The sequence below is a fragment of the Methylomonas paludis genome, assembly GCF_018734325.1.
In the GTDB taxonomy this organism is placed as follows: Bacteria; Pseudomonadota; Gammaproteobacteria; order Methylococcales; family Methylomonadaceae; genus Methylomonas; species Methylomonas paludis.
This window is the reverse complement of record NZ_CP073754.1, coordinates 1,591,294-1,603,969: the sequence shown is the minus strand read 5'-3', so window position 1 is coordinate 1,603,969 and position 12,676 is coordinate 1,591,294. Positions and strand designations below refer to the sequence as shown.

Here is a 12,676-nt window from a genome sequence, read left to right as displayed (position 1 = left end):
ACAAACTAAAAAAAATTACCAGGGCTTGATTAAAATTCGGTGGCTACACTAAAGTGCAGACGCGGTTCGCCGCTTTTGACCACGGTCAAAGAGGTAAACGGAATACCGACATCAAAATTGCCCATCAGCCGTTTCCAGAGCTGGAAGGACAAGCCCACCCCGCCGCTGCTCAAATCGTAGCCCTTGGGATTACCGGCCAAGGGACTTATCATCCAGCCCTTGCCGGCATCCAGGAAGGCCAGGATTTTCAACTTGTTAACCGCTTCCCAATCGGCCGGGGCCAAATGTGGGGAATGCAGTTCCACTGAACCCAATACGCCGTGATCGGCCAGTGCCTGAGTTTCAAAATAGCCGCGCACTGTGGTTGCGCCACCCAGCGAGTATTGCTCGTTACTGATCAAAGGCGAATCGGCGGCCTGTCCGGAGAAATGGGTACGCACTTCCATACCCAAAGGCAAATCATGCTGGTATTTAAAATCACCGGTCAGGTACATATAGCCGGCTCTGGATAAATAACGTTTGTTTTCAAACTGGGCTTGATTATTAACCAGACCGGAAACCCCAAAATGCAAGCCCAAATCCAGGCTGCCGAAATATTCTTTAGCGCGAAAATTGCCGCTGTATTGCACCAGAAACGGCATATATTCGATAGGCGTGAGGATACCTTTGGAGTTTTGCAGATGCAGATCTTCCTTAAAACTTTTGTAGTCGGCACCTAAGGTGGCGCTGTGAAAATAACTTTCCAAGCCCTGCATGGGTATGACATAGCGGGCGCCGTAAATACTACCGTTACCAATTACCGATAAGGCTCCGGCATTGGCAATCTGGGAGCTGGATGAAGAGGAAACCGTGTAAAAAGCTAAACGTGAGCCGCTATCCGATAAAGGTATCGCATAAGTACCGGCCCAGACATCCACTTCTGCGCTGTTTTCCGGTGACACCTGATACATCACTGAAGCACTGTGCATTTTTTGCCAGAGATTATCGTAATGTAAGGAGTTAACCAGTCTGAGCCGTGAGGTGGTGGAAGTATTACGACCGTTTAACTCTACCCGGCCATGCAAGGGCATTTCATCTTTGATTTTTAAATCCACTTCCAGGGTGCCGGGTGTGTCACCGGCGCGCAGCACCGGCTGAATTTGCCGATCCGGGCTTTGGGCAATCAAATCGGCCAACTGTTTTTGCATTTTGGGCAGATTAGGTACATTGCCTTCCGCCAATTCCGGCACCCCGGCCTTGATGGCGCCCAGCGAGAAATAACGGGAATCTTTGACGCGTAAGCGACCGACCTTGCCTTCCATAACCTGCAGATAAACAATGCCGTTTTTGACATCCTGTTCCGGTATATCCACTGCTACGGTTTGATAGCCCAGGCTTCGATATTGCTCTTCCAGGGTCGCCCGGGCTTTTTCGACATCATCTATGGTTTTTTTCAGCCCCAGAAACGGATAAATCACCCGTTCCAGCAGCTTTTTGTCCAGCACGGTATTACCTTTGATCCGCAACTCCAATAAATCGAAACTGCCGGATGGCGGCTGTTCCTGAGTCTGGGGCTGAGAGTTAGCGGCCTGCTGCTGGCGGGTAGTCTGCTCGGCTGGATCGACGGCTACTTCGACTTGCTCTGGGGCTACCGTCTGAGTCCAGGCTGATTCGGCATAAGCCAAGGACAGCGCTGTGCCTGCCAGCCAGATGATGGGGCTAAGGTGTTTAGTCCGGTGTAACTGCATGTAGGATAAATCGGCAAATATTGAGTGCAGCCATCCCCTTGACAGCTACCAAAGCGTAATTATAGTTAGCTAACATTAAGCTTTTATGACAAACATGTGAATTTGAGTTGAAATACCGGCGATTTAGCATAAGGGGTTTTTACTTCGTGCTCAGACGAGTCGCGATGGCTAAGCACCGGATAGACTGGGAGGTTTTGGTGGATTGCCTGCGGCGAAGCCAGCCTACAACGAAAAAAGCCAACCGTCCGAAGACGGTTGGCTTAACAGCGATGGTCATCCCTGACCGCTAATCGGGATTGCCCCGATTAAATCAGCTTACAGCGAGAATGAAGGAGCATCGGTACCATCGTTGTACGGAGTAGGTACGCGGCAGTTATCAACTGTAGAACCATTTGGTGCCAAAGAGAATACGTTGATAGGACTGGTTGCATTATAAGTAGCTGAACCGGTAGTGATTGGGTACAAGCTTGGGGTAGCCAGATAAGCACCGTTACCAAACGCGTGAGTCAAAGTGGTGTTCAGAGCGCTTAACACTTCTGGACGAGCTGCTTTGGCAATCAAGGCATCACGCACAGCCGCTACATCGGTAGTGACAGGATGACCACCAACACTATTGTATTGGAAAGTATTTTCCGCCCAGTCATGATATTTGCCGGCAACTACGTTAGCCAAAGTTGGGGCAACACCGTCAATTTTAACAAACTCGTAGTTGGCATTGGTTGTTTGCTCCAGGGAGTTCAAGCCCACAGCCCAACGTACACCGCTAGTAAAATCACCAGCAGCATGAGTGCCGGTAGCCAAAGCGGAAGATGAAGTTGCGGTATCCAAGGCTTTTAATGAAGCATTGACGTTACCGGCAGAAGAAGCTTCATGAATGACATAACCTTCAACGCCTTCGCTTTGACCAACATCATTGGCAGGCAAAGTTACGCCGGCAGCAGTGGTATCGCAAGGATAGTTCAGGAAATGAATGCCATGTTGAGCTTGAGTACCGGAACCATTGGCACGGCGTACGATATGAACACTAGAGGCAAATGGTGCATCAGCCGCGTCATTAGCAGAAGCCCAGGAATACAAACCTAAACCGGTGTTGCCAACTTGGATCAAATCCCAGTCGTATGCGACGCCAGTGTGCAGCGCAGCGATAGTGGCTGAAGACAGGCTAGGCAAACAGGCTTCTGTGTGCTGACCCGCGCAACCTGCTGCCAAATAACCGGTTGCGATTTGAGCTTGTTGCAGTGCGTTAAACAAATGAGAAGTTACTTGCTCGCCGAAAACAACAGTAGAAGTTGATTTAACGGTGATTTTAGCCAAGTCGCTAGCTTTAATGGCAGAAAAAGGAGTGCCATTGATGCTGCCTGCAGTGACGTTCAAACCAACGAATTTACCTGGATCAACGTCAGACACACCCAGGTCAGGAGTGGCGTTAACCAGAGTAGAAGAGCTGCACAGTAACTGAACGGTAGAAATACCAGCAACAGTAGAAGTGCCGTTATCAGTACAGTTAGAGTTGGCGATGTTCAAAAAGCCAACATTTTGTGGGTTGACGATAGGAGCTACACCGAAATCTGAACCACCGGCACTGCGTTTGTGGATCAGCAGATGAGCTTTGGCAGAGGCCAGAGCAGTGTTGCTAGGTTGTTTGGTGCAATACCAAGCATCATAGTTTTTACCGGCAGCGTTAGTACCGTTGTTATCGCCCCACCAGTAGATAGGTTGGGTGGTATCACACAATTTATCAGCAGCAGCCAAAGTAACACCAGAACCAGCAGTACCGGTGACGGCTTCTTGGATGTAGGTACGTTGAGCTGAAGCACCGCCGATATACAGAGTGGTGGTAGTGCTTGGATCAATGGTTGGACCGGTTACTGCGGCTGCTTGCGCATTGGCAGAAGCCAGAACAGCCAGAATCGCTGTACTTAAGATTTGCTTTTTCATAATTGTTTCCCGTTTTTTATAAATTCGCTAAGAGTGGTTATATCGGCATTAAAGCAGCTAAGGCCGTTTACGCCGATATAACCCGATCAATTAAACCGCTTTACGACGGTTCAGACCCAGCAGACCCAGCAGGCCTGTGCCGAACATCCACACTGCAGCTGGTACTGGTACAGCAGAAGCAGCAACAGGTGTAAAGGTCAGGGTGTTGCCGCTCAGGCTAAAGGTACCCAGATCGTTGTTGTGCTCGGTAAAGGTTTTGTGGATACCTGAACCAGTTGTAGTACCAGTAATATCGTAGAAGTTACCGGTAGCGCCGAAAGCAATACCGGCATTAGCTGAAGGAATACCAGCAAACAGGTTGGCGAATGTAGATGATGAACCTGGTGCAATTGCCCAGCCACCTTGGTCAGCAACAGCATCAGCTACCACAACGCTGTTAGATGTAGCCAAGCTAGAGTTAACACGACCTTCTAACAGTTCAACACCGAAAGCTGCAGAGCTATACAGAGTTCCAGTCGGAATGATTGCACCAGTGCCAGTAGTAGTGGCTTGGTAATCAGTTTTGGTAGAATCGCCTACACCCCAAACAGCATTGCCAGTATCCAGAGTTGCTTTAAAAGCGTTCCAGGTAGAATCTTGGCTCAAATCGACAGTGATAATAGTTGTATCTGTTTTCAGAGAAGCCAAAGTCAAACCAGCAACTGCAGCCAGATTCAGGTCATAAGTTTGTGCATTGGTTGCATCATAGACTTGCAAATAAGCATCACCGTCATTCAACAGTGTTGCTTGCGCAGAGCCGGCAGTAGCCAGAATGGCAACAGCCAACAAAGATTTAGAAAAGTTCATATATTACTCTCCGAGTATTAAAAAAAAGTACTACGTTATTAAAAAATACAAGCTCAAAACCATTGTTATGGCTATCCTCAAACAACATTCCCTGTCCAAATAGCTGCAGGTTTTGACCGCTTATCACTGATCACCATTAGAGGTGTCCACATCCCCCGCTACCATAGTGAGCATATATCCAACTGACTCCCTAACATCTTCCCTTGCTTTATCCCTGTGCGTGCCGTCCCTGTTCCCTGTATGTCCATGCGTCATCCTGGCGCCCGGCATCCCTGCCGCTTAATTCCCTTGCCCTATCCAGGCATCTCTTCCCTGCTCCTTAAGTTCCCTGACGCCGTCCTGCGTCTGCCATCCCTGAGGTCTGTCCCTGCCGTTCCCTGTATCCAAATCTCGGCCATAACGCCGCAATACTTTTGGAATTATCCAAACTAAATGTTTTTTTTTCGTGACACGTATATGACAGTCTGCAGAAATGTAATACACATGTATTACCTAGGCGTTTATGCCTGCCTGCTGCTTATCGGTAAGCAGTCGCGTCAATTCAGTTAAAAACTTGCTTGTGAGCAAAGCACTTTGTTGTAGTTGATTATGCTGAGTTATTAAGAAAATTCCGTTACATGACAATGACATTCGCTAATTTCGTATTACATGTGTAATACAAATAACGCCGCGTTTGGTATGGTCTTGGCCGGGTTTGACATGGTTTTGTTATAAATCTGTAACATTAATGTTTTACGATTAGCGGATGGCATGGCGGTTTAACCGCCAGATGTATTGCTGCTGCAATCAAATGGAACCTGCATTGAACGATAACGATCTATTTTTAAACGATAAAAAACACATAGTCTCGATGCGACTAAACAATACCGATCGGCTGGCGGTGCGCTCCACTGCTGCCCGGTTATTTGTTCGCGAGTCGGAACTGTATCGATTTGCTGTGTTTCATATGATGCACAGGCTGAGTAAATTGCTGGATGACACTTGTGCGGGTAGCGATCTGCTCCCGCTGTTTTTGGAGTTCCGCGAAGAGCTGAATATCAATTTAGGTTTAAAAAAGAATCAGTTATTCAAAATTTTCAACGGCAAAAACACCACGCCGGATAAATTTGTGGCCATGTCTGATATCGAATTATTATTGTTACCCCACCACGCTGTACGTCAACGCCTGATGCAAACGCAGGAAGCCGCTGCCTGCAAACAGGCCAATACCAGCGAATGGCTGGAAGATTATCTGCGCGTCAAATACCAGCTCAGCAATACATCCAGCGAAGCGGACAGCGCGGAATAAGCCTGCTTCAGCCCTTACCCCTTCTCCCAGTGTGCCTTATCTGGACAAAGCAGAGCGGCTGCCGTTATGCTTAGTCGTTAACTACAACACTCCGGGCAATGTCATGACTTTAACCCCTGCTTTATTTCCTGCATTAATTAGCGCCATTGCTGAGACTATTACTGAACAGGCCGATGCCGTCACCGAACTGGATCAAGCCATCGGTGATGGCGATCATGTGTTTAATCTGCAGCGCGGTATTCAGGCACTACAGGCGGCAGCGCCTGAGATCAGCGGCCTGGACTGGCCGGCGGCCTGGCAAAAAATCGGCATGCTGTTAATGTCTTCGGTGGGCGGTGCTTCCGGGTCTTTATATGCCACTTTATTTATTAATCTGGCTAAAAACAGCAAAGACAGTACCTTGAGCGTCGTGGAGTTTGCCAGGCTGTTCGATTTGGCGGTTACTGCCGTCAAACAGCGCGGCAAAGCCGACGCCGGTGAGAAAACCATGCTGGATGTGCTGATTCCGGTGGCTGTTAAGCTGCAACAGGATGCGGCTGCCGGTCTGACTTTGGCGGAAATTTATGCGGATGTACGCGCCAGTGCCGAGGCCGGTGTGGCTGCCACGCGTGATATGTTGGCTACCAAGGGCCGAGCGTCGTTTTTGGGGGAGCGCAGTATTGGTCATATTGATGCCGGGGCTAAGACGGCGCAGCTGATGATAGCGGCGGTTAGTTCGGTTTTGGCGCAGGCGGGGGAGTAGTTTAGTATCCTGTTGTAAATGCGAGTGGTTTTGGTCACGATTTTAGTTGGTGGTGCGGAATAAGGCTTTATGATGCGGTTCGTGCCTCACCACATCCTACGGGGTGGTAGGCATGATAATTTAAGCCGAAAAACAAAGCTTTATTTTGTAAGCTATTAATTTTGAAACGCTATATCGAAGCCAGCAGCGAACCGCATCATGCCTTAAATAAGGGATAACCTTAACCATGACTGATTACCGAAGAATTTATATACCCGGCTCAACTTGGTTTTTTACGGTCAATTTGGCAAAGCGGAAAGGCCATCAATTATTATTGGATCACATTGAAAATTTACGGGGATCTTTCATCAAAGTTCGTAAAGATCATCCATTTAAAATTATCGCCATTGTGGTTTTGCCTGATCATTTACATTGCATATTATCCTTACCAGAAGGCGATAGCGATTTTTCTACCCGATGGGGTTTAATAAAAGCTGATTTTTCCAGAGGTATCGCAAAAGGTGAGAGTCTATCGAGCAGTCGAAATAAACGTGGCGAACGCGGGATTTGGCAAAGACGGTTTTGGGATCACCTGATTCGCGATGAAAATGATTTATATGCGCATCTTGATTATATTCATTGGAATCCCGTTAAACATGGATTAACCAAAAATGCCGCCGATTGGCCATATTCCAGTTTTCAGCGCTTTGTTAATGCCGGATTTTATCCAGAGAATTGGTGTAATCTTAACCACAATTTTGAGATTGATTTCGGCGAATAAGGCTTTATGATGCGGTTCGTGCCTCACCACATCCTACTGGGCTGTTGCACTAGGGATGTGGGATGGAATCCGGTTAAACAGGGATTAACCACAATTTTGAGTTTGATGGCGGGGAACGAGGCTTTATGATGCGGTTCGTGCCTCACCACATCCTACTGGGCTGCTGCACCGGGGATGTGGGATGGAATCCGGTTAAACAGGGATTAACCATAATTTTGAGATTGATGGTGGGGAACGAGGTTTTATGATGCGGTTCGTGCCTCACCACATCCTACGGGGCTGTTGCACCAATGATGCGGGATGGATTGCCGTTAAGCAGGGATTAACCATAATTTTGAGTTTGATGGCGGGGAACGAGGTTTTATGATGCGGTTCGTGCCTCACCACATCCTACTGGGCTGTTGCACCGGGGGTGTGGGATGGAATCCGGTTAAACAGGGATTAACCATAATTTTGAGTTTGATGGTGGGGAACGAGGTTTTATGATGCGGTTCGTGCCTCACCACATCCTACTGGGCTGTTGCACCAATGATTTGGGATGGATTGCCGTTAAGCAGGGATTAACCACAATTTTGAGTTTGATGGTGGGGTTTCACAAAAGAACGCAATATGGCGTTTATGCGGGTTTTATTAATGTAACCATGTTATCTTTCGTAGCCTCGATGCAGCAACGCGGAATCGAGGGTGTCGGTTGCCAATACCAGGCTGGACAGGGGGCTATAGTAAAACGCCAGGCACCTTGCAAAGCTTAGCTGGATGGCCTGGCGGCGAATCCAGCTTACTGGTTTTTTAACAACCCCAGCGCAAGGCGGCGGTGTTGACTGGGGCATCCCAGTATTTCAGCAATTCCTCATCCAGTAAGGTAAGGGTGATTGAGGCGCCGGCCATGTCCAATGAGGTGGTGTAGTTGCCGACCAGGGAGCGTACTACTTTTACGCCGCGCTGCTGCCAGTATTGCCAGGCCAGTTGGTAAAGCAGATGCAGTTCTATCAGCGGGGTGGCGCCAAAGCCGTTGACATGTAATAACACTTGCTGGCCGGGTTGGGGCTGGAGTTCCTGCTCCAGGCTGTGGGCCAGCAGTTGGCTAATTTGGCTGGCGGATTGCAGTTTGATGGTTTCCCGGCCATGTTCGCCGTGGATGCCTACCCCCAGTTCCATTTCATCTTCGGCCAGATTAAAGGTTGGATGACCCAGGGCCGGAACGGTACAACTGCTTAAGGCAACGCCGATAGAGGCTGTGGCCTGGTTGACGCGCTCGCCCAGGGCCTGACAGGCTGCCAGATCCAGGCCGGCTTCGGCGGCGGCGCCGACAATTTTTTCCACAATTAAGGTGCCTGCCACGCCGCGCCGGCCTATGCTGTGGGTTTTGGGTAAGGCGATATCATCGTTGACCAGGACGCTGGCATTGGCTATTTCCAGCATTTCGGCGGCCATTTCAAAATTCATTACATCGCCGGCATAATTTTTGACTATAAACAGCACACCTGCGCCGTTATCCACTGCCTGTGCCGCCGAGAGCATTTGATCGGGGGTGGGTGAGGTAAATACCTGGCCCGGACAGGCGGCATCGAGCATGCCGTAGCCGACAAAGCCGCTGTGCAGGGGTTCATGACCGGAGCCGCCCCCGGAAATCAAGGCGACTTTGCCGGGTTTTTTAGTGTTACGGCTGATAAATAAAGGCTGGGTATGCAGGGTAAGGATATCGGCATGAGCGTGGGCATAGCCCTGTAAACTGGTTTCCAGCAGGGTTTCCGGGGTATCGATAAATTTTTTCATAGCGTGTCTGGGCGAATTTTGGCTGAGGAAGTTAAGGCCTGGGTGACTTCGCGGATATCTGCCATGACCCAGGTCGGCGCATAATCTATATTTTGCAGATCGGCTGTGGTGCTGACTCCGCTTAACACCAGCAAGCTGCGGATGCCGGTGCGTACTGCGCCGAGTATATCGGTATCCAGTCTATCGCCTATGGCAATGGTAGTGGCCATATCGGTTCCCAATAATTCCAGGGCCTGTTGATAAATGATCGGCTCAGGTTTGCCGATTATGGTAGGGCTTACGCCGCTGGCCACCTGCAATGCCGCCAGGATTGCGCCGTTTCCATGGGTAACGCCACGCTCGGTAGGCAGGGTGGTGTCACCGTTGGTGCCGATAAACTTGGCGCCGGCGCGTATATTTAAGGTGGCGGTAGCCAGCTTATCCCAGGATAGTTCCCGGTCCAGGCCGCTGACCACCAGATCGGCACCCTGCCCTGGCCCGGTTTCATACAGCCCGGTTAAGGTAAACCCTAAGTCCAGCAAGGGCTGACGTGCGCCTATGCCGCCGATGACGAAGACTCTGGTTTGTTCGGGTTGATATAATTTGCTTAGATATAAAGCGGTTGCCATGCCGGAGGTCAGGACTTCCGGTAACGCCACTGTCACGCCCATGCCGGCCAGTTTTTCGACGTATTGGGCGGCGGTCAGGCTGGCATTATTGGTTGCCAGCACAAAGGGCAGGTTTAATTGGCGCAATGCGGCAAAAAATTCTATCAGTCCGGCTTGCGCCTGATCGCCATGCCAGAGTACGCCATCCATGTCTATAATTAAGGCGCGGATATCTGTAAAAGTTTGCATAATCGGGTCTCGGTGAAAAAAGTAAGATGCAGGTAGTCTGGTTGCGCCGGACAGCTCGGCAAGCGGAAAAGAATTGCATAGAATGGCGGGTGGTGTCTAGGCTTTAGGCAAAATATTGGTGGATTTTGCTTGCAGCGGTGAGACTGTTGTTAACACCTTTTTAAAGGCTATGTTTGCATTTTGGTGCAAGCGCACAGGGCTCTGTTGAATTCCGCTGACCTTGGTTTGATTAAGGCTACGCTGCGATTCCTCGATTCCACTGCGTTGCATCGAGGCTACGGTGGCGTTGACACTGGCTATAGAAGTTTTGGTGGTTTGCCTGCGGTGATTTCACCCTGCAGGGCTAATTAATTTTTATGCCAATAGGCTGTTATATCAAGAATTTTTAGGCATTTATATTATGTGTTTACTATTTTCCTTGACTAAACGCCTGTTAATTAGTTTAATAAGCGGCTCTTAGCGCCCAGGTAGCTCAGTCGGTAGAGCAGAGGACTGAAAATCCTCGTGTCGACAGTTCGATTCTGTCCCTGGGCACCATGATTGTTATTAAATAGCGCCCAGGTAGCTCAGTCGGTAGAGCAGAGGACTGAAAATCCTCGTGTCGACAGTTCGATTCTGTCCTTGGGCACCATGCTTGGCATGGATAAAAGTATAACCCCTATATGGGGTTTTTTATTTTGTGGCCTGCACTTTCATAAAGCCACAGAGTTTTATTTAGGGAAGAGCCAGAGGCTCTTTTTTTTTGGGTTAAATTAGGCGAGGCGTTAATGAAACAGGCTCCAGAGCATTTGGTGACTTTGCTAGAACCAATTGTGGAAGGCCTAGGCTATGAATGCGTGGGCATTGAATACAATCCTCATCCGCTGCACGGCATGTTGCGCATCTATATCGATAGTCCAGACGGTATTTTAGTGGACGATTGCAGTAAAGTCAGCCATCAAATCAGCGGTGTGCTGGATGTGGAAGATCCTATTCAAGGCAATTATCAGCTGGAAGTGTCTTCCCCAGGCGCAGATCGGCCATTTTTTAAACTCAGCCAGTTTCAGGCTTATATCGGCAGCACGGTCGCCCTGAATTTGTTTAGCCCCGTTGATAAACGCAAAAAAATTACCGGACTCATACAGGCCGTGGAAGGTGAAGAGATTCTGCTCGTTGAAGGTGAGCGGTGTTTTCGAATTCCCTTTGCGGCGATCAGCAAGGCACGCTTGGTGCCCGAGTATTTAATTAATAAAGGAGGTCGCAATGGCAAATAAAGAAATCTTATTGGTAGCAGACGTTTTTGCTAATGAAAAAGAAATCGATAAAGAGATTATCTTTCAGGCCATAGAATCTGCCCTGGAAGCCGCGACTGTCAAACGTTACGAAACACCGATCAAAGCCAGAGTGGCCATTAACCGGCAAACCGGGGATTATTTGACTTACCGGCGCTGGCAGGTTGTGGAGCCTAACCCGGACATTAACGGTGACGTGGAATTTCCCGGCACCCAGATTTTGCTGGAAGCCGCGCAAATCGACGAGCCGAACCTCGCTGTGGGCGATTATGTCGAAGAAGAAATTGAATCCGTGGATTTTTGCCGGATTGCGGCGCAAACCGCCAAACAGGTGATTATCCAGAAAGTACGGGAAGCCGAGCGGCGTAAAATTGTTGAAGCTTATCAAGACAGAGTAGGCGAATTAATTACCGGTGTGGTAAAACGTCTGGAAAAAGGCAGTGTCTATCTGGACTTGGGCGGCCATGTGGAGGCTTATATTGCCCGTGAGGACATGATCCCTAAAGAACCGATCCGCATGGGTGACCGGGTGCGCGGCTATTTAAAATCGGTGCGTTCCGAACCGCGCGGTCCGCAATTGTTTGTTAGCCGTACTGCTCCGGAATTGTTGACTGCGCTGTTTCGTCTGGAAGTGCCGGAAGTTGGCGAAGGTCTGATCGAAATTATGGCGGCCGCCAGAGACCCAGGCTCCAGAGCTAAAATTGCGGTGAAAACCCATGATCCGCGTCTGGACCCGGTGGGGGCTTGTGTGGGTATGCGCGGTTCCAGGGTGCAAGCCATTTCTAATGAACTGGCCGGCGAACGGGTAGACATTATTTTGTGGAACCCTAATGAAGCCCAATTTGTGATCAATGCTTTGTCTCCGGCTGAAATTCAGTCTATTGTGGTGGATGAAGACAAGCACAGTATGGAAGTGGCGGTACCTACCGACAATTTATCTCAGGCTATCGGTCGTGGCGGTCAGAATGTGCGGCTGGCCACGGAATTGACCGGTTGGGAACTGAATATTCACGACTCTGCCAAGACTGATAAAAATCACGATGAATCCATCGCCAAAGCCAAAAAAGAGTTTATCGAATTACTGGATGTTGATGAAGAAATTGCCGATATTCTGGTTGAGGTTGGTTTGAGCAATATTGAAGAGATTGCTTATATTCCGGTGAATGAAATGCTGGAAATCGAGGGGTTTGACTTGGAATTGGTGGAAGCCTTGCGCAGCCGTGCTAAGGATGCTTTGTTGATTAAAGCCATTGCCTCTGAAGAAAAAATCGAGACTGCTGAGCCTAGTGCCGAGTTACTGGCTATGGAGGGCATGAATGCCGAACTTGCCAAGGGTTTGGCCGGCAAAGGCGTTGTCACTGTGGATGATCTGGCCGAACAGGCCATCGACGATATTATAGAGTTGCCAGGCCTGAATGAAGAACTGGCCGGTAAACTGATTATGAAGGCTCGCGAATCTTGGTTCGCTGAAGACAAGGCCTAAGGCACTGGA

Annotated in this window: 10 protein-coding genes and 2 tRNA genes; 7 read left to right on the top strand and 5 right to left on the bottom strand. The window is 49.2% G+C overall.

From position 1 onward, the window contains the following. Positions 1 to 29: 29 nt before the first annotated feature. From KEF85_RS07365 to KEF85_RS16810, 3 genes are all read right to left on the bottom strand, one after another. On the bottom strand, positions 30 to 1,727 hold the full coding sequence (locus KEF85_RS07365; RefSeq protein WP_215584571.1) for a ShlB/FhaC/HecB family hemolysin secretion/activation protein: 1,698 nt from the start codon (positions 1,725 to 1,727) through the stop codon (positions 30 to 32). 315 nt (positions 1,728 to 2,042) lie between these two features. After that, positions 2,043 to 3,665 (bottom strand): hypothetical protein, encoded by a 1,623-nt coding sequence (locus tag KEF85_RS07360; protein WP_215584569.1) that lies wholly within the window; start codon positions 3,663 to 3,665, stop codon positions 2,043 to 2,045. A gap of 90 nt (positions 3,666 to 3,755) precedes the next feature. Beyond that, the gene (locus tag KEF85_RS16810; protein WP_246535070.1) at positions 3,756 to 4,511 is read right to left on the bottom strand and encodes a PEP-CTERM sorting domain-containing protein; all 756 of its coding nucleotides are present in this window, start codon (positions 4,509 to 4,511) and stop codon (positions 3,756 to 3,758) included. An 802-nt stretch (positions 4,512 to 5,313) separates the two neighbouring features. On the opposite strand from KEF85_RS16810, the gene KEF85_RS07350 reads away from it, so the two are divergent. From KEF85_RS07350 to KEF85_RS07340, 3 genes are all read left to right on the top strand, one after another. After that, complete coding sequence (locus KEF85_RS07350; protein ID WP_246535069.1) at positions 5,314 to 5,799, top strand: hypothetical protein; 486 nt, start codon at positions 5,314 to 5,316, stop codon at positions 5,797 to 5,799. 103 nt (positions 5,800 to 5,902) lie between these two features. Beyond that, positions 5,903 to 6,541 carry a dihydroxyacetone kinase subunit DhaL gene (gene dhaL / locus KEF85_RS07345; protein WP_215584568.1) on the top strand — a complete coding sequence of 213 codons (639 nt, stop codon included), beginning with the start codon at positions 5,903 to 5,905 and terminating at the stop codon, positions 6,539 to 6,541. A gap of 226 nt (positions 6,542 to 6,767) precedes the next feature. Then, the gene (locus KEF85_RS07340) at positions 6,768 to 7,301 is read left to right on the top strand and encodes an REP-associated tyrosine transposase (RefSeq protein ID WP_215584566.1); all 534 of its coding nucleotides are present in this window, start codon (positions 6,768 to 6,770) and stop codon (positions 7,299 to 7,301) included. A gap of 789 nt (positions 7,302 to 8,090) precedes the next feature. Here KEF85_RS07340 and dhaK read toward each other — a convergent pair. Both dhaK and KEF85_RS07330 read right to left on the bottom strand, forming a co-directional pair. Next, a complete protein-coding gene (gene dhaK, locus KEF85_RS07335; protein ID WP_215584563.1) occupies positions 8,091 to 9,077 on the bottom strand; it encodes a dihydroxyacetone kinase subunit DhaK in 987 nt (328 codons plus the stop codon). Next, complete coding sequence (locus KEF85_RS07330) at positions 9,074 to 9,913, bottom strand: HAD-IIA family hydrolase (RefSeq protein WP_215584561.1); 840 nt, start codon at positions 9,911 to 9,913, stop codon at positions 9,074 to 9,076. Before KEF85_RS07330 ends, dhaK begins: the two co-directional genes overlap by 4 nt. 461 nt (positions 9,914 to 10,374) lie before the next feature. Here KEF85_RS07330 and KEF85_RS07325 point away from each other — a divergent pair. The 4 genes from KEF85_RS07325 (at position 10,375) to nusA (ending at position 12,667) form a co-directional block, all read left to right on the top strand. Next, positions 10,375 to 10,450: transfer RNA gene (locus KEF85_RS07325), tRNA-Phe, on the top strand. Between the two features lie 18 nt (positions 10,451 to 10,468). Then, positions 10,469 to 10,544 (top strand) — tRNA-Phe (locus KEF85_RS07320). Positions 10,545 to 10,680: 136 nt separating this feature from the next. Continuing rightward, positions 10,681 to 11,166, top strand: coding sequence for a ribosome maturation factor RimP (rimP, locus tag KEF85_RS07315; RefSeq protein ID WP_215584559.1), 486 nt, complete (start codon positions 10,681 to 10,683; stop codon positions 11,164 to 11,166). Continuing rightward, positions 11,156 to 12,667, top strand: coding sequence for a transcription termination factor NusA (nusA, locus tag KEF85_RS07310; RefSeq protein ID WP_215584557.1), 1,512 nt, complete (start codon positions 11,156 to 11,158; stop codon positions 12,665 to 12,667). The genes rimP and nusA overlap by 11 nt, the downstream gene beginning before the upstream one ends. Positions 12,668 to 12,676 lie beyond the last annotated feature (9 nt).